Genomic DNA, 18,418 nt, shown 5'->3' with positions numbered 1-18,418 from the left:
TTTTATGATTCAATTACCCTTATATCTTTGAACCGCTAATTTTGACCTACTAACTTTGACCAGCTAATAGAGACATCGACTTATTTACCTGACGTTTCATGTAGGCATTAATCTTAAAGTGATTTGGTTTCCACCCAAGTAAAAACCGGTAAAAATCCGACCAAATAATGGGCCATATGCTACGCCATTGTCGTTCTATTTTTTGGCATGTGTCAATATCAAACCGGCCTTCTAGAGCACTGTACAACTCTCTAAAATATAACGCTAACAAAGGCTCTTCGTAAGCCTCTTGTTGATCTGCGTTGAATACACTGGTAAATAATAGCATTATATCTTGTAAGCCAATCCCTTTACCCACATATTGAAAATCATAACCAACCACCCTGTTTTGATTGATAGCAAAATTTGCCTGCTTCGCATCTCCATGGATCAAAGTCCGGAACCTCTGATTAACCAACACCTCATCAATTTCAGCAGCGCGAAGTTTAATATCACTTTGAGCTATGTTCTCATGTTCATCGGGACGAGTAGCCAGATGCCAGTAACCCCCTTGTTCCCATAATTTCGCATAATTAGGTTCTTTATTACACCATAGAAAAGTTGCATGGAATCGCGCCAACCAAACCACAATATGGCGAATGCCATTGAGGTCTGAGTCAGAGATTGAATTAAATCCTTGAATCGTAAAGTCTCTCAAGACTAATATATTTTCTGAGCTAGTTTCGCCACTCCATAACAACTCAGGTATCGCTATTGAATTAGGCAAACGAGATGAATAGAGACTATAGAAGTCTTTCTCCACACGATATGACTTCGCTTTTCGTGCTCTTGCAAACCCGCTTTGCACTATATTAGGGTGTTCAAGCAATTCTGGAACTGAGGAATACTTAATAACCGCATGCTGATCATCCACTTCAGCACGAATGATAGCACCACAACCACTCCAAAGCGCTCGCGGCTCATCATTGAATATGACGCGCTTAAATTGCGCGTTGATACTGTCTAACAACATGGTCAATTGTTCCTATTCTTTTCGACACCCTACCATGCAATTTTACTTTCTTCATTACTTTCCAACACCCTATTTTGTCAGTTGGCTAAAGTAACCTCTGTTAGTATTCAACATTGATATTTGAAAAGTACAGCACTGGATCTTACAGAATGGGTAACGCATAAACGCCATAAAAAAACCCCGATAAAACATATCGGGGTTTTGAATAATTAAGTGCCAAAACTGCCAGCACTTAGGCATTGTTGACTAGCTCGCTTTTTGGACCTGCTCCACTGGTTGTGCATTGTCATCTAGCAAGTTCATATCGAAATCAAACTCATCTACCCGAATCGCCTTTTCGCGCTTTTTGTTGTAGTCGATCAGTTGTGCATATTGTGCTGCATTTATCAGGTTGGCTGCAAGCGCATTATCTAATGTTTGAGAAAAACGCACACCGGCTTTGATCTCTTTTTTACGTAATGCTTTTTTAACCGTTGCTAATAAATCTAAGCAAGCGAGTTTCGCTTTGAATGCTTGCTCATTTATATCGTGACCATCGCCTGGACTTGGTTTTACCAAATGCGTTAACTGTGCTTTGAACGCAGAGTCTTGCTGTGCAACTTTTGCCAGCTCTCGTACCATATCATCTGAAATAGCGGGCATTTTATGACGGAACTGCAGCGTAATAGTACGCATTAATTTGCGCGTACCAGATGCTGGGAAGTTATCTAAAAATTTGTGAAGCGCCTCTTCTGCTTTTTGTAGTGACCACCGCGTTGCGTAATGAAAATAAGGTGCCGCTGCCTGCCTGTCACTAATCGCTACTTTTTGTTCATAGTACTTGATTGATGCCATTGCGCCATATAGATGACTCATTACATCGCCTAGTCTCGCCGATAGCATTTCCGCCTGCTTTAGCTTTCCACCGAGTACCAACAAAGAGAAATCTGCATAAACGGCCAGTTTAGCCGACAATTGATGCACTGCTTTTTCATATTGCTGTACTTCTGGTAACGCTGATTTACTGCCCGCGGTAAACGGTAATAAACCCAAACCAAATGCACGGAAGCTATTAGCAACGCTGTAGCCCACCGTTTTCCTTAAAATTTTATTGAACGTTTTATCGGCAGATTTATCTTCACTATGAATAGATTCAACCATCGACTGTAGATACGGGTGACAACGCATAACACCTTGACCGAATATCATCAGATTACGGGTCAGTATATTCGCACCTTCTACCGTAATAGCGATAGGCTGTGCAACATAACCACTCGCCAACGTATTCTGAGGACCATTTTGTATCGCTTTACCTGCCTGAATATCCATTGCAGAATCGAGTACATCACGGCCCACTTCCGTCATATGGTACTTAGCAATTGCTGTAACCACTGACGGTTTCAAACCCATTCCAAGTCCTTCGGTCGTCAAAACACGCATTGACTCTTGCAAATAGGTTTTGCCTGCAATATCCGCAAGCTTTTCTTGAATACCTTCAAACTGGCCGATTGATAAACCAAACTGTTCACGAACTGCTGCATATTCAGATGCTGATTTAAATGCCACTTGACTGGTTGAAACCCCCAATGCCGGTAACGATATTCCCCGCCCAGCTCCTAAGCAACTCACGAGCATTTGCCAGCCTCGGCCTATGTTCTGCTGGCCACCAATAATAAACTCCATAGGGATAAAGACTTTATCACCTCGGGTTGTGCCATTGTAAAAGCGTATTCCCATTGGGTCATGGCGGTTGCCTAATTCAACACCTGGGTGTGATTTAGGGATCAGCGCGCACGTAATACCTAAGTGTTCTTTTCCACCGAGCAGCCCCTGTGGATCTTCCACTTTAAATGCAAGTCCAAGTACAGTTGCAATGGGTGCCAAAGTGATATAACGCTTATCCCACGTTACCTCCATACCCATCACTTCTTTGCCTTCAAACATACCTTTAGTAACAATACCTCGGTCAGGAATGCCGCCGGCATCTGAGCCTGCTTCAGGGCTAGTTAGTGCAAAACAAGGGATCTCTCTGCCATTGGCAAGTCTTGGTAGGTAATGAGCTTGCTGCTCTTTCGTACCATAATGCAGCAACAGCTCACCTGGGCCTAACGAATTAGGTACCATCACTGTTACCGCAACGGCCGACGACTTAGTCGCAATGGTGCCAACAATAGTCGAGTTGGCATAAGGACTAAACTCTAAACCGCCAAACTCTTTTGGAATGATCAGTGAAAAAAAGCGCTCTTTCTTTAGAAAATCTAAAATGTGATCTGGTAAATGTTTACTATTCTGAATAACAGAGTCATCTACCATAGCCATTAGTTCTTTGACAGGCCCGTCTAGAAAAGCCTGCTCTTCATGTGAGAGTTTGGCTTCAGGTACCGCTCTGAGTGCGTCAAAGTCTGGTTTCCCCTGGTAAATTGACCCTTCTAACCAAACATCACCTGCATCTAAGGCTTCTTGTTCAGTGACTGAAATACTTGGTAATACTTTTTTTAATTGTGTTCTTAAGCTCATAATCAACTCATCCGACCAGCTACATATGAGTACATTACGGCATAAAAATAAGATTAGATCAATTACTCAATGAAGTTTTTAACAGCTTTGGTAATACGAAACCTAGAAAAAACAAACTAATATCAATAAAATCATAGCACTAGGTTTTGAATAATAAATTTATACAATTTAGCCAAATTCAGGTGATTGATGGCACGAAGCGATAAATAGACCTTTAATCGTTTGTGCAAGACAAATAAACCATCTACCGCTTTGTTAAATCAATCTGTAGCCATTTAAACCAACTATGACGCCAAGTAACAATATTAGTGCTTAAACGTGAAACCACATTTCCTAAACAGATCAGTAACAGCCCCATACTCGCATTTAAGCTCCAAACATATCCTTCAAATATACTCGACATTGCCAAAGCGATGACCGGTGTACAAACTAAAATATAGGCCGCATTACTCGTACCAATGCGATTAACTAGTACTAAAAATGCTGTAAAACCAAGCACTGAAGCAGGGATAGCTAAATACAATAAACTACTGACGTACAACATAGTGAATTCAAAATTGAAACTTAATTCTTTTAGAAATATGACAATGAGTAAGCATGCACACCCATATGCCATTGCGTAGCTAGTTGCCGTGTACGGAAGGATCCCTTCGTTTGTATTTTTAACACTGAACATATTTCCGATTGAAAAGCACCATGTACCAACCAATGAGTAAAACACACCGAAAAGTGTAGTGAGTGACAATTGTAAAGCAGATAACTCATTTGCAAATAAAAAACCGATGCCAGCCAGCCCAAAAAACATACCGATAAGAAAATTCAACGTGATTTGCTCGCCAAAAAATAGTCGACTGTGAATGCAATTAAAAAGTGGTGCTGTTGCCATAAGTAAAGCGACTAACCCACTTGGTATGTAAGCAGTCGCGGCATAGAATGCGATGAAGTTGAAGCAAAATAGACTTGCGCCTTGTAGCGCAAACCAAATATGATTTTTATAAGACGTTGATTGTAATAACTTCAATAACTTGCCTGCAACTAGCATAGTAACAGCAGCAATAAAAAACCGATAAAGTATCGACACTTCCAAAGCCACGTTGCCGTGCTGCCATTTAATTGCAATCCAAGACAACCCCCAGATACAAACCAATAAAAAATATAAAATGAGTGACATAACAGGCTCCTAGTAAATAGTGCCACTCAGTATCTATGGTAAACCAACCCTGATATCTCACGTTGTTGCCGTCGTTAACACGATCTTACGGTTATTATCCTTACCTGAAATCGTCACTTATTGCGAGCATAAGATACTTACGATAAGCTAAATCATAAAATCAAGTTTCTTATAGTAAAGCGTGATGCCCGACAAAAATCTTCATGTAAGTTTTGAACAATCTAAAAAACAGTGTGTTCGGCATACGTTGCTGAGTAATGAGGTGTCATGGTCACATTATACAAATCAGTATGAACGCCTGTACTATCAAAACCAACAACAGCACACGTTAAGTATGTACCTTAATGGAGGGTATGAAACACACCGTACTGATGTCCATTCAACAAATGGTGCCCCAGGACGATTTTGTCTGATGCCACAGGATAGCGAAAGCCGCTGGAAAATTGGCGTTCCTCAGGAGTTTGTCCATCTCTATTTTACTGATATTCACCTAAAACACACTGCACTAAAAGTATTCGATATCGACCCGCGCCAAGTAAACTTGCCTGAGCGGATATTTTTTGAGAACCAACCATTAGAAGCGTTATTTCGTCATCAAATTAACGACTCTGATTGGCATGATAAACATAATACACTGGCTAGTGAGCAGTTTACTGATACCATTATCGTGAGTGTATTACAGAGCTTAAATCTTAAAAATACGCGAAAAGCTATCACTGGGGGGCTGTCCCCCAACAAAGCCAAACAAGTAACGGATTTTATTCATGCTAACTTTAATCGCCAAATCGCATTGTTGGAGTTGGCGAACTTAGTTGAACTCAGCGAATATCATTTTTGCCGTATGTTTAAACTCAGCTTTGCTCAAACTCTTCAGCAATACTTAATGTCAATTAGAATTGAGTATGCAAAGCAAGCATTAAAGACTTCAAACTACCCGCTTGCTCACATTGCACTGATGTGCGGTTTTGCAAATCAAAGTCATTTTGGCCGTAACTTTAAACGCTATGTTGGCGTAACACCCAGTAGTTATAGACGTCAGATCTAATACTTTGCACTAAAAAATAGCAAAATCTGCACCACACATTCGTACGATATCGTGGGGAGACACTCTCACTTCAAGGCCTCTGCGCCCTGCACTTACATAAACATGCATATGATGCTTTGCACTGTGGTGTAAGAGTGTTTTTAGTCGCTTCTTCTGCGCAAAGGGACTGATCCCACCAATTACATAGCCAGTACTACTTTGCGCTAGCTGTGCATCAGCAAGCTCTGCTCTTTTCCCCTTACAAGCCTTTGCATATGCTTTTAAGTCGACTTTATTGGTTGAAGGAAGTATCGCTACATGCAAAACACCATCCACGTTAATTACTATCGTTTTAAATACTGCCTCAGGGTTTAAACAAAGTTGCTCAGCCGCGTCATTGGCAAAGTTTACCGATGTTTCAATAGGCCTAAATTGCAACACCTCAAAAGGTACATGGTGTTTTTCTAATAATTTTATGGCTGGTGTCATAACTTATCCTTTGTGCAATGCACATCTAAATATGCATGACTAGATTAATTTAGACACTAGACTAAAGTCTATAAATGCGACTTTATTAAAGGTTGGACAGCATGCTCAATCGTAACGCAAAAATTTTATTCTTCGTCATTATTGCTTTCTCAATGGTTAAATTTATGGTGACCGAGTACTCGTTATGGACAACAAGTTTAGCTTGCAGCAGTAAATGTGAGGTATTAGGGTGTAAATCTGGAAAACTAATATTTGGTGAGCAGCGTCGATTGATTGGCTGTAAATGCGATAGCAAACAAGACTACCTTGTATTATTAAACTAGCAAATAGTAATAATAGACAAAATAAAAAAGCGGCACTAATTGTACCGCTTTTTATCAGTTGATCACTATCAACTGTTACTTAGTTAGGTCATCAAAGAACTTTTTCACACCGTCGAAAAAACCTTGGGCTTTCGGGCGGTTTTTGTTGCCCTCAGAGCCCATGCTATCTTCTAACTGTTTAAGAAGATCACGCTGGTGTTCATTCAGGTTAACCGGTGTTTCAATAACAACTTTACAGATCAGATCACCAACCGCACCACTGCGTACAGACTTAACGCCTTTCGCACGCATACGGAACATCTTACCTGTTTGACTCTCCGAAGGGATCTTCAGGTTAGCACGACCATCTAGTGTTGGTACTTCAATTTCGCCACCAACCGCTGCAGTTGTAAAGCTAATTGGTACTTCACAGTAGAGGTTGTTGCCATCACGGACAAATATCGGATGCTCTCTTACAGACACTTGCACATACAAATCACCCGCAGGTGCGCCATGCATGCCAGCTTCCCCTTCGCCTGATAGGCGAATGCGGTCGCCAGTGTCGACACCCGCTGGAATTTTAACTGAAAGTGTCTTGGTTTTTTCTACGCGACCTTGACCATGACATTTGTCACATGGATCAGATATAGTCTGACCTGTGCCATTACACGTTGGACAAGTTTGCTGAACAGCAAAGAAACCCTGACGCATCTGAACCTGGCCAGCACCATGACATGTTGAACATGTTTTCGGCTTAGAGCCCGGCTTTGCACCGCTACCATCACATGGCTTACAGCCAACCCATGTAGGTACTTTAATTTCAACTTCTTTACCACGAACCGCTTCTTCTAAAGAAAGGTCCATATTGTAACGTAAATCGGCACCGCGCTGCTGGCGGGATTGACGACGGCCACCGCCGCCACCAAAAATGTCACCAAATACGTCACCAAAAATATCGCCAAAGTCACCTTGACCGCCACCGTGACCACCGCCGCCATTTTGATCAAATGCAGCATGACCATATTGATCATACATTTGGCGCTTTTGACTATCAGTTAGCACTTCGTAAGCTTCTTTTACTTCTTTGAATTTAGCTTCGAGTGCTGTATCACCCGCTGTACGGTCTGGGTGATATTTCATTGCTAAGCGTTTATATGCTTTTTTTATGTCACGTTCACTGGCGTCTTTGCTCACGCCCAGTACGTCGTAATAATCACTTTTTGACATAGTTATCACACTACTCTAATTGGTTGGCAAACCAAGTATCTGCCAAGATGGTAACTGTAATTGAACACACATTACCAAAATTTACATACACTAAGGGCGCGACAAGCGAAATTCGCCAGCGCGCCCTTACAAGTCAACAATTACTTGTTGTCTTTAACTTCTTCAAACTCAGCATCAACAACATCGTCGTCTTGCTTAGAAGAACCAGCACCAGGCTGTTGCTCACCAGCTTCAGGACCAGCTTGTTGAGCTTGTGCTTTAGCTTGAGCAATTTCCATTAGCTTTTGTGATTTTTCTGCAAGCGCTTGTACTTTAGCATCGATGTCTTCTTTGCTATCGCCTTTAATTGCAGTTTCAAGTTCAGTTAAAGCCGTTTCAATTTCTGCTTTATCTTCAGCTGGAAGCTCATCACCCGCTTCTTCAACTTGCTTACGAGTACCATGTAGCATTGCATCAGCTTGGTTGCGTGAAGCAACTAACTCTTCAAACTTTTTATCTTCTTCAGCATTTGCTTCAGCATCACGTACCATTTTTTCAATTTCTTCATCATTTAGACCAGAAGAAGCCTGGATTGTGATTTTTTGCTCTTTACCTGTATCTTTGTCTTTTGCAGATACATGTAAGATACCATCAGCATCTACATCAAAAGTAACTTCGATTTGCGGTGCACCACGTTGTGCAGGGCGAATACCTTCAAGGTTAAACTGGCCAAGAGACTTGTTGTCGCTTGAACGCTTACGCTCACCTTGTAATACGTGGATAGTTACCGCTGACTGGTTGTCTTCTGCCGTTGAGAATGTTTGTGATTTCTTTGTAGGAATCGTTGTGTTCTTCTCGATTAGCGCAGTCATAACCTGACCCATCGTCTCGATACCAAGAGACAATGGAGAAACGTCTAGTAATAGTACGTCTTTAACATCACCAGCTAGTACACCACCTTGAACCGCAGCACCAACTGCTACTGCTTCATCTGGGTTTACATCTTTACGTGGCTCTTTACCGAAGAACTCTGTAACAGTAGTTTGTACTAGTGGCATACGTGTTTGACCACCAACAAGGATGATGTCGTTTACATCACTTACTGTTAAGTCAGCATCAGCTAGTGCACGCTTAAGCGGCTCGATAGACTGAGTAACTAAGTCTTCAACTAAAGACTCAAGCTTGGCACGAGTAAGCTTCACATTCATGTGCTTAGGACCCGTTGCATCAGCGGTTACATAAGGAAGGTTAACTTCTGTATGTTGTGCTGAAGACAATTCAATCTTCGCTTTTTCTGCCGCTTCTTTAACACGCTGCATCGCTAGAGGGTCTGCTTTAAGGTCGATACCTTGATCTTTCTTAAACTCATCTACTAAGTAGTTAATTACGCGGTTATCGAAATCTTCACCACCTAAGTGTGTGTCACCGTTTGTCGCTAATACTTCAAACGTGTGCTCGCCATCTACTTCGTCAATTTCAATGATTGAAATATCGAATGTACCACCACCTAAGTCGTATACAGCAATAACATTATCGCCTTGCTTTTTGTCCATGCCGTAGGCAAGTGCTGCAGCTGTTGGCTCATTGATAATACGCTTAACTTCGAGACCAGCAATACGACCCGCATCTTTTGTTGCTTGACGCTGTGAATCGTTGAAGTATGCAGGCACAGTAATTACTGCTTCTGTTACTTCTTCACCAAGAAAATCTTCAGCTGTTTTCTTCATTTTCTTAAGAACTTCAGCTGAAATCTGTGGTGCAGCACGTTTTTCACCACGTACTTCTACCCATGCATCACCATTGTCTGCTTTCGCAATTTTAAATGGCATGATGTCAATATCACGTTGTACTTCTTCGTCTTCAAAACGACGACCAATCAAACGTTTGATTGCAAATACTGTGTTTTGTGGGTTTGTAACCGCTTGGCGCTTAGCAGGTTGACCTACAAGCGTTTCACCTTCTGCAGTAAATGCAATGATAGAAGGGGTTGTACGATCGCCCTCTGCGTTTTCGATAACGCGTGCTTTTTCACCATCAAGTACTGCTACACAAGAGTTAGTAGTACCTAAATCGATTCCAATAATTTTACCCATGAATCTTCTCCGACTTCAAAATTCGTTGTTCTGTTTAGATGACTTGTAAATAGGGGCGACAAAATCTAATTCAACCGTAAAAACAAAAAAAAGTTCACTTTTTTTGAAATTTTTTCTGAAAACGCCATTTTGATACAAAAAAACATCAATCAGAGTGGTTTATTAAACAGGTATGACCAGATATGCTAACCATAATTACAAAAAATGAATTATATAGGATCTAACAATGACGTTCGACGAAATAATTAAAAATCAGAGTTTAAAAACAACGCCCTGCGAATTTTCATTTCCACAAAATTGGTGCCAAGGCCGAACTGCATTTGGCGGACTCTCCGCAGCTATTATGTTGCAAAACATGAAACACCAGCTAGCGGATGAGCGCAGACTGTTGTCGATGAGTATCAACTTTGTTGGACCTTTGTTCGCTGACCAAGCATTTGTCTTAGAAACCCAAATACTTCGCAGTGGTAAAAACGCGACTCAAATGTTGTGTACTATTAAGCAAGACACACAGGTTTGCCTCATTGCACAAGCCTGCTTTGCAAAAGAAAGAGCTTCAAAGGTCAATGTGCCTGTCACCCATCGGCATAATTTGCAACCGGCAAACAGCGCACGAGTATTGCCTTATCAAGAGCATGTCATGCCAGCATTCTTCCAACACGTTGACCTCAATTTGCAAATCGGGGATATGCCATTTAGTGGTTCAAGTAATTCAAGTTTGGGCGGCTGGATGCGTTTTAAAGAAACCCCTTTAGATCCCTTGAATGAGTTACACCTACTTGCATTGGCGGATGCGTGGCCACCCACTTTATTACAAATGGCCAACGGCCCTTCACCAGCAAGCAGCATGTCATGGTATATTGAGTTTGTTCAAGATATTAACCTAGACAGCGATGCTTGGTTTGGCTTAGATGCACAAACACACCATGCAGCAAATGGTTATGGACTAGAAGATGCAAAAATCTATGCGCCAGATGGGCATTTACTCGCAATTAGCAGGCAAACGGTCGCGATTTTCGATATGTAACTGAATGGTATTGCAAAAAAGAGTAAATTCTATTGCAGTAATCTCTGATATCCGAATTCCTACATTCATTTCAGAAACATTCACCGAAACGAATTGCACTCGTGCAGACTATGTATCACACTGACTATATTATGTGAGTGCGGTTGGTTTTATCGTGATTATAGCGTGTAAACAATGTGATAGATTAGTTCAGGTTGCGCCTTTGAGTTCTCAGCAACGGGCAACCTGCCCAAATTGCGGGGCGCACTTGGTCACATGTCGACAAAACTTATCACAATGGAATATGGCATTTGCCATTACCTCATTGCTATTCTTATTTACCAGTTTATATCCTAATTTCATTTCTTTTAGTCAACACGGTCTCACACAGCAAATCAGTCTTTGGCAGGCCTGTGTGCTATTAAGTGATAAGTATAACGCGGTACTCGCTGGTCTCTTCCTGTTTACTATTTTATTAATGCCGTTGTACGTGTGTACACTCACACTGATATCCCATAGTAAGTTATGGCCTAAACTTAAATTAAGTGTCGCCCGTAAACTGACAAAAAGTTTTAGTTATATTACGCCACTTAATTTAGCGGACATATTCTTAGTTGCTGTGCTTGTAAGTGCATTCAAATTGATGTCACTGGCTGACTTAACGCTTGGGTATGGCTTTTGGGCTTACGTACTTTTTGTTATTTGTTTCATTGAGCTGTTAACATTGATAGATGAAGGTGAGCTTTGGGAACGACAACAGTGTCAATTTGAACCCCTTGCCAATATATGCGGGCAAACCGCAATGTTAAATAAGCTGCGTCGCTGTCATATTTGCAATCAATTATCTCATGAAGATACTTGTCCAAGATGTGAAGCAAAAACCTACTTTAGAAAACCTAAGTCAATCGAACGTGCAACAATGTGGATGCTCACAGCGCTTATATTGTTAGTCCCGGCAAACTTATTGCCTATTATGGATACTGTTAATTTGGGCTACCATACACCCGCTACTATTTTTTCAGGCATAGTTATAATGTGGAAATCTGGCTCATACCCAGTGGCCAGTCTTATTTTTATAGCCAGTATTTGTATTCCAATTGTCAAAGCCATCTTGTTATTTTATTTAATTGCACAAACAAAAAAGTGTCACTCCCCTAAAAAAGCAAGCCAACTCTATCGCTTACTCGAGATCATAGGTAAGTGGTCCATGATCGACGTGTTTGTTGTAATTGTATTGGTTTCATTAGTTCAATTAGGAAATGTGTTGACTGTCGAACCGATGCTTGGAATAGTGTTCTTTACTACCATGGTGTTATGCCAAATGATCGCCGTACACAGTTTTGACCCTCGAATTCTATGGGATAAATACCACGCATATGAATGAACATGCAAATATAGCAAACAAGCAGAAGTTCTCAGCCATTTGGCTTGTTCCAGTTATCGCCCTAATTATCACAAGTTGGATGCTTTATCAGCACCAAATAAATAAAGGCCATACTATTTTTGTTAAAATGCAAAGTGCCGAAGGCATTGTAGCGGGAAAAACAGAGGTTAAAGTTCGTAACGTAAAAGTTGGTATTGTCGAATCGCTTAGGCTACAACTTGAACAAAATGCCGTGGTTGCACGTGTTCAAATAGATAACCACTATAATGAGCTGTTAACGGAAGACGCTAAGCTTTGGGTAGTAAAACCAAGGATTGACGAATCTGGTATCTCGGGTATGAATACTTTGTTGTCTGGTGTTTATTTAGAATTAGAGCCGGGTCAAAGTGAATCTCGTTCTACCTTATTCACACTGCAAGATGAACCCGCATTAATAAGCCAAGATGTATTAGGCAAGCGATTTAGGTTAACAGCACACCAAGCAGAAGTGCTCGATGTTGGATCGAGTATCTATTTTAGAAACTACAAAATAGGGCAAATCGAAGCTGCCAAGTTCAATGTCGATGAACTCACTATGCAATACGGCGTTTTCATTTTCTCACCATACGATAAACTCATTACTACCAATGCCATATTTTGGGTAAGCTCCGGCGTAAACGTAAACTTATCAACCGAAGGAATTGATGTCTCAACTGGCAGTTTATCAAAACTCATTAAAGGTGGCATTTCTGTTGACTACCCACCCAATAGTCAAATGACAGAGCAAGCACCTGCACTTAACCAATACAAATTACACGAAAACTATTCGGCGGCTTTAGAAAAACGTTTTAATAATTTTGACTTTTTCATTGTCGAATTTGAGCAATCAATTAGAGGCCTTAAAATTGGTGCACCTGTAGAATATAGAGGTATGCGTATAGGTACCGTCGAACAAGCGCCTGCTCAAATCGAGCGCGATGGCCAACCTCTTTATTTCCAGCAAGATACTACTTCTGTTCCCGTTTTAATAAAAATCGAATATGGTCGAATATATGAACAGAGTGATCTGGCTAAGACTTACTGGCAAACCAATATAGAAAAATGGATTAGTAATGGCCTTAGGGCGTCATTAAAAAGTGGTAATTTACTCACGGGTGCGGTATATATAGAATTAGATTTTTACACGAAAGCACCTGTCGCTGCACTGGCGAAATCTTCTGTTTACCCGGTATTGCCTAGCGTCTCAAGTGGCTTTACTGCTTTATCTGAGCAAGTAACAGATTTACTTAATAAATTAAACGATTTACCATTATCAACGACAATGACAACATTTGATCGAACATTACAGGAATATAGGTTACTTGCAATGGAAATGAATAAAATGATCAGCGAATTTAATCAAAAAGATATCGCTGGCGATACAAAAGAAAGTATGGGCAATATTAACTCAACTTTAAGTCAGTTAACCTCTAGTTTAAAACAGTTTGAAAAAACCCTGACAAATTATCAACAGGGTTCAAGCATGGTTGAGCAATTAACAGACACGTTAGAAGAGCTGGAGAGCCTATCTAATACACTAAAACCAATATCTAAAGGCTTAGCAGAACAACCGAGTATGCTTCTTTTTGATAAGCAGAGCCCTGAAGATCCAGAGCCAAGGAAAAAATAATGAAAGGCTTACTACCCGCTGTTTTTAGTGTATTTTTCGCTATTGGGTGCACTGGTAATTCCAAAAACAATATCGAGTACTATCAGTTTAGTACCAGTGCAAAAGTCAGTAATAGTCTAGCGCCAGAGCATACGGTACTACTTAAGCCAATAAAAATAATAGGGTTATCCGATCAGCAGGCAATTGCTCAGATAAACGCAAATCATAGCGTATCCATTGCCAACTTTAATTACTGGTCAGAACACCCCAAGCATATGTTGTATAAATCAGCACAGCATATATTGTCTAGAGAGTTACATAATTGGCAAGTCATCAACGCCAGAGTGAGTGCTTTGCAGTCTAGCTACTTTGAAGTAGAGATCCATGTAAGTGACTTTGCAGGTCATGAGGACCATGGCGGGATAATATCGGGCAATTGGTATATTTTTCATTACCAAAATAACAAGAAAAGATTATTAAAAACAAAACACTTTGTAGCGTCTCAGCCGCTAAGCGATGATGGATATCACGCCCTAGTTAGGGCCCTTGAAACAAGTTGGAATCAAGTGAATATTGAGCTAAAAACGGAGCTGGAAAAAGTCAAAACGGCTATGTAAAAGCTTCCCTAACAATCCGTTTTTTCGTTTAAGGTTTATCCGTTCCTATCGAGTCTACCCAACCTCGTTCATCAGTATTTATCCACTTTATATTTATAACTAAATAGATTTAAAACATTTTTATAAAAGTTCACCCGTGGCTTATTAGTATCCTCGTCTTCAAATTCAACAGCCCCCAGTCTAATCACGTACGTTAACTGCCTAATCGTATTATTATACCTCTATGTAAAAAACAAAAAGCAAAAGTCAGCGAGCACAAAGTACTCGCTGATAATTGCATCACAAATTACTGCATCTCAACTTGCTTGTATAAATCGCTGAGCGACTTAACCACGGTTTGATTCGGTAGTTCAGCAAAAGGTTGATCAGCAAACTTTTCACCTCGCATTTGTACATTAATCCTCGCAGCATCAGCGTTTAACATTGTTTGCTTATAATATGATTTAACATCTTGCAGAGATACCTGTTCAACGGCTCGAATTAGTTTATCTTTTGAATCGTAATCATACCGTTCTCTGTACCAGTCAGCTATTAGCGGACTAAACTCCTCTGCCAAGTTCTTTGGTTCCTCTTTTAATGAAACCAATACCGCCATTTTTAAATCAGTAAACGTTTTTTCACTCAATTGAGTCAAAGTCTGCCCATACTCTTTTTTAAATGCCTCAAAGCGCTGCTGCATTTTCTCAACACCATTAACTGGAGTCTGAATATACAAACCAATCGCGGAGTAATCATCGATACTTTGCGCTGTTGCACCTACAGCATAAGCAAGCTGCTCTTCCGTACGCAAAACTTCAAATGCGTGCTGTCTAAAATGAGATTGCAGTACGAGCCCCTGTGCTTTTTGCGCATACCCAGGTACAGGATGTATATGCATATCAACAATGGCCACATCTGCTACATCGATGTCCTCTTGCCACACAAGTGTTTGTCCTGGCGCAGGCAGTACATACTGAGAACGAGTATATTTCGTAATTTCCTTTGGTTTAGGTAAAGCGGTATTGATCTCGGTAGCAATCGCTTCAACTTCCGTTTGGCTATAATTTCCGTAACTAAATACACGAATATTGTTCTCTGCTAGGGTTTCTCTTTGTAATAGGATAAAGTCCATAACAGTTATATCATCTAGCGCTGTTAGCTTCTCAGCAAGGTCATAACTCCCAGAGCGGACCATGTCAGAGTATTGACCAAATGCTTGACGAAACGGGAATTGTTTTTGCGCATTCATTAAACCTCGGCGATACCGGTCAACAGCCTGAGCAAACACCGTTTGGTTTAATGATATCTCAATATTTTTAAGGGCATGGCTAATTAATGTAGGCTGTTTATCTGTAAACCCAGACACCGACAAAATCAAACCGTTACCAGGGGCCAAGCCAACAGACATGCCGGCAACACCAGCCTCAGTGATCAACCGACTTTGTTGCAATGAGAATAAATCGGCCCACAATTGCATTGCAATCGCATGCTTGACACTACTTATTGGCTTAGCCGTATTGATAAATATATCCACAGAGCCTTTAGGTTGATGGGAAAAACGTTCACTTGACGAATGCCAAACAGTTACCCTATCATCCTTATAAACCTCAGACACTCCTTGACTCGCTTGCTCGGCGGTGGTTTTTATATCGAAATTTTGAGGTAGTAACCGATTTACTGTAGGTAGTTCAAACTTTAAATCAGAAGGCGCGTACCAATTAGCAACTTCATCTTCACTGATTGTCGATACTTTATATTTACCGTCATAAAAGTGTAAGTTTTCATCTGATGGCTCTTGTTGGCTGATATACCAAACGCGCAACCTTTCTGGAGTCAATTGTTGAAGTACATTAACGACTGAGGCAGCATCAAATTTCGCATAATGATAGCCAGAATTTAAAACATGATTTAGCGGAACCTTTTGCATACTGTCAGCCACACTGCTGACATAACTAAATTCATCACCTTTTTCTAAAAACTGAAAATCATTACTTAACGAGGTCCGGATCTCTTCGAAATATTTACTATCAACTCCTTCTTTTTTAATCAACTCGATATATTGAATCACAGCGGAAACAATATCAGAACGATGGTTCATGCCTGAATCTGTTAAATTAATATCAATTGTCAGTGAACCATAATTTCCATATACACTAGGGTTTGCGTACGCCGTTAAACTAGAGATCCACCCTTTTTCTTTTAAAACTTGCGCCGGCCCTCCAGCCATTTCATTACTCAGTAAATAAGTCACAAAATAGTTAGGCTTAACGGCGAAGTCTGCACTATTGTTGTCAATGGTAAAATCCAGTTTAAGCTGTTTTACATCTTCATTTGGTACATAATTTATCTGCTTTTTGCCAACTTTACTAAAATCGATAGGTTGTGTGACTGTTGGCTTTTCAATCTGCTTATTCTTAATAGTAGAAAAGTACTTTTCTGCCTTTTTAGCCATTTCAGTAGTCGTTTCATTTGAGATCATCGCAACTTTCATGATGTTTGATGAATAATAACGCTCGTAAAACGCTACGGTTTCTTCATGCAGGCTACTGTTTTTTTTGTCTCCTAACGTTTCTAGGTTACCAATTAAAAACCGGTTTGCTGGATGCTCACCATACATACTTCTTGCTAGTTTAAACTGACCAAAAAAATCCATTTCACGACGCATTGACCATTCTGCATTTACGGCGTTTTTTTCTTTCTCCGTATATTCAGGGTATAGCTTAGGCGCTTTAAAAAAATCTGAGAATCGGTCTAACCCTTCATCATAGGCATCGTTGTTGACCTTAAACATATAGTTGGTTATATCAAGCCAGGTATAAGCATTGTGTGTACCACCGTTGTTGGTCATGAAGTTCGTATACCCTTTAGAATCAGGGTAACGTTCAGTGCCAAGAAATAACATATGCTCAAGATAATGTGCCATCCCTTGTTGCGTCATCGGATCATGGAGTAATCCTACCCCGACACTTAAAGCTGCTGCAGACTTTTCAACTTTAGGATCTGAAATTAATAATACGTCGATGCCATTTTCAAGGCGCATCGTTTGGTATTGTCTATCATCATTGGGGCTCACGACCAAAGACTCAGCCACCAACGCCGAAGGTGCGCTAGTAAACTGTGAAGAAGTTGTACCACAACCTGTCATAACTAACAGTGATAACGCACTTAATGTAAATATTCGTTTCATACTTTATCCATAAATAAGTTCTTATACCCCATACTCTTTATTTACTTGCCAATTTGCAATCACAAATGTACTTTGATTGTAACTGTGTGTAAAAAGGCGATTTAATATGCATCACCCTGCTTTATTTTTGGTCATACTGGCTATGTTTTCACAAGTATTACTGACCATTGTCGTGATGTTCATTATGGGACGTCGCCGATTTGCTGCTCACAAAGCAAAAGCCATATCGAGCAATGCTTTTAAAACAATGGATCTAAACCAAGCGCCAGAGCACGTCATTGTTGCAGGCCGTAACTTTAGTAACCAATTTGAAATTCCTAACTTATTTTTCGTGGCATGCTTACTCGCTATAACACTTAATAACACATCGTTATTCTTTGCGGTCGTCAGTGTGTTATTCGTAGTTTCTAGAGTCGTACACAGCTATATACATCTACACGGTAATTTTATTGTTGCCCGCTTTCGCGTGTTTATGGTGGGCTGTGCGCTGTTAATTGTTCAATGGCTTACAATAATCATCACACTTTTATAACATAAAGTTATAAAAAAGCATCAATTAGTGCCATATTGTTCTTTTTCTATTCGTCATATTTGATAGGATAAGCGCGATAATAAAAACTAACGGGGCTTAGCAGGATGAATAATGATAAGGAAATATGCGATTTTGGTTTGCATCATGGTGAACCATATACCGCGTTGCCAGCTACTTTCTTAAACTGGATGGTAGAGACTAATCACACCAAATCACATTTTGCTAAAAATGAGCTCGAACGGCGTACTTTTGCAGTAGAAAATACGTGTGGAGGCGCAAAAAACTCTTGATCA

At 40.4% G+C, this 18,418-nt stretch carries 15 protein-coding genes; 8 read left to right on the top strand and 7 right to left on the bottom strand.

The window, feature by feature from the left end; translation table 11 throughout:
* Window positions 1-49: 49 nt before the first annotated feature.
* The 3 genes from PCIT_RS20330 to PCIT_RS20320 form a co-directional block, all read right to left on the bottom strand.
* Window positions 50-1,012, bottom strand: coding sequence for a phosphotransferase (locus PCIT_RS20330; RefSeq protein WP_010361836.1), 963 nt, complete (start codon window positions 1,010-1,012; stop codon window positions 50-52).
* A 246-nt stretch (window positions 1,013-1,258) separates the two neighbouring features.
* Window positions 1,259-3,508, bottom strand: coding sequence for an acyl-CoA dehydrogenase (locus tag PCIT_RS20325; protein WP_010361835.1), 2,250 nt, complete (start codon window positions 3,506-3,508; stop codon window positions 1,259-1,261).
* A gap of 244 nt (window positions 3,509-3,752) precedes the next feature.
* Window positions 3,753-4,679, bottom strand: a complete 927-nt coding sequence (locus PCIT_RS20320; RefSeq protein WP_010361834.1) for a DMT family transporter — start codon at window positions 4,677-4,679, stop codon at window positions 3,753-3,755.
* Window positions 4,680-4,863: 184 nt separating this feature from the next.
* Between PCIT_RS20320 and PCIT_RS20315 the strand changes: the two genes are divergently transcribed.
* Window positions 4,864-5,724, top strand: a complete 861-nt coding sequence (locus tag PCIT_RS20315) for a helix-turn-helix transcriptional regulator (RefSeq protein ID WP_010361833.1) — start codon at window positions 4,864-4,866, stop codon at window positions 5,722-5,724.
* Window positions 5,725-5,733: 9 nt separating this feature from the next.
* Here the strand turns inward: PCIT_RS20315 and PCIT_RS20310 are convergent, their stop codons facing one another.
* Window positions 5,734-6,192 (bottom strand): aminoacyl-tRNA deacylase, encoded by a 459-nt coding sequence (locus tag PCIT_RS20310; RefSeq protein ID WP_010361832.1) that lies wholly within the window; start codon window positions 6,190-6,192, stop codon window positions 5,734-5,736.
* A 101-nt stretch (window positions 6,193-6,293) separates the two neighbouring features.
* Here PCIT_RS20310 and PCIT_RS20305 point away from each other — a divergent pair, with 101 nt between their 5' ends.
* Window positions 6,294-6,515 carry a hypothetical protein gene (locus tag PCIT_RS20305; RefSeq protein WP_010361831.1) on the top strand — a complete coding sequence of 74 codons (222 nt, stop codon included), beginning with the start codon at window positions 6,294-6,296 and terminating at the stop codon, window positions 6,513-6,515.
* A gap of 75 nt (window positions 6,516-6,590) precedes the next feature.
* On the opposite strand, the gene dnaJ is transcribed toward PCIT_RS20305, so the two are convergent.
* Window positions 6,591-7,721, bottom strand: a complete 1,131-nt coding sequence (dnaJ, locus tag PCIT_RS20300; RefSeq protein ID WP_010361830.1) for a molecular chaperone DnaJ — start codon at window positions 7,719-7,721, stop codon at window positions 6,591-6,593.
* Window positions 7,722-7,861: 140 nt separating this feature from the next.
* On the bottom strand, window positions 7,862-9,793 hold the full coding sequence (dnaK, locus tag PCIT_RS20295; RefSeq protein ID WP_010361829.1) for a molecular chaperone DnaK: 1,932 nt from the start codon (window positions 9,791-9,793) through the stop codon (window positions 7,862-7,864).
* A gap of 226 nt (window positions 9,794-10,019) precedes the next feature.
* On the opposite strand from dnaK, the gene PCIT_RS20290 reads away from it, so the two are divergent.
* The 4 genes from PCIT_RS20290 (at window position 10,020) to PCIT_RS20275 (ending at window position 14,427) form a co-directional block, all read left to right on the top strand.
* A complete protein-coding gene (locus PCIT_RS20290) occupies window positions 10,020-10,820 on the top strand; it encodes an acyl-CoA thioesterase (RefSeq protein WP_010361828.1) in 801 nt (266 codons plus the stop codon).
* Between the two features lie 154 nt (window positions 10,821-10,974).
* Window positions 10,975-12,183, top strand: a complete 1,209-nt coding sequence (locus tag PCIT_RS20285) for a paraquat-inducible protein A (protein ID WP_040697484.1) — start codon at window positions 10,975-10,977, stop codon at window positions 12,181-12,183.
* Window positions 12,176-13,831 carry an intermembrane transport protein PqiB gene (pqiB, locus tag PCIT_RS20280; RefSeq protein WP_010361826.1) on the top strand — a complete coding sequence of 552 codons (1,656 nt, stop codon included), beginning with the start codon at window positions 12,176-12,178 and terminating at the stop codon, window positions 13,829-13,831. Before PCIT_RS20285 ends, pqiB begins: the two co-directional genes overlap by 8 nt.
* Complete coding sequence (locus PCIT_RS20275) at window positions 13,831-14,427, top strand: PqiC family protein (protein ID WP_010361825.1); 597 nt, start codon at window positions 13,831-13,833, stop codon at window positions 14,425-14,427. Before pqiB ends, PCIT_RS20275 begins: the two co-directional genes overlap by 1 nt.
* 286 nt (window positions 14,428-14,713) lie before the next feature.
* Here the strand turns inward: PCIT_RS20275 and PCIT_RS20270 are convergent, their stop codons facing one another.
* Window positions 14,714-17,593: an insulinase family protein gene (locus PCIT_RS20270; RefSeq protein ID WP_010361824.1), complete on the bottom strand. Its 2,880-nt coding sequence runs from the start codon at window positions 17,591-17,593 to the stop codon at window positions 14,714-14,716.
* A 106-nt stretch (window positions 17,594-17,699) separates the two neighbouring features.
* Here PCIT_RS20270 and PCIT_RS20265 point away from each other — a divergent pair, with 106 nt between their 5' ends.
* Both PCIT_RS20265 and PCIT_RS20260 read left to right on the top strand, forming a co-directional pair.
* Window positions 17,700-18,125 (top strand): MAPEG family protein, encoded by a 426-nt coding sequence (locus tag PCIT_RS20265; protein WP_010361823.1) that lies wholly within the window; start codon window positions 17,700-17,702, stop codon window positions 18,123-18,125.
* Window positions 18,126-18,229: 104 nt separating this feature from the next.
* Window positions 18,230-18,415, top strand: a complete 186-nt coding sequence (locus tag PCIT_RS20260; protein WP_010361822.1) for a hypothetical protein — start codon at window positions 18,230-18,232, stop codon at window positions 18,413-18,415.
* The last annotated feature ends 3 nt before the right edge of the window (window positions 18,416-18,418 follow it).

This window comes from Pseudoalteromonas citrea (assembly GCF_000238375.3).
Lineage (GTDB): Bacteria > Pseudomonadota > Gammaproteobacteria > Enterobacterales > Alteromonadaceae > Pseudoalteromonas > Pseudoalteromonas citrea.
The sequence above is the reverse complement of the archived record's forward strand: the minus strand, read 5'-3'. Positions and strand labels throughout refer to the sequence as shown.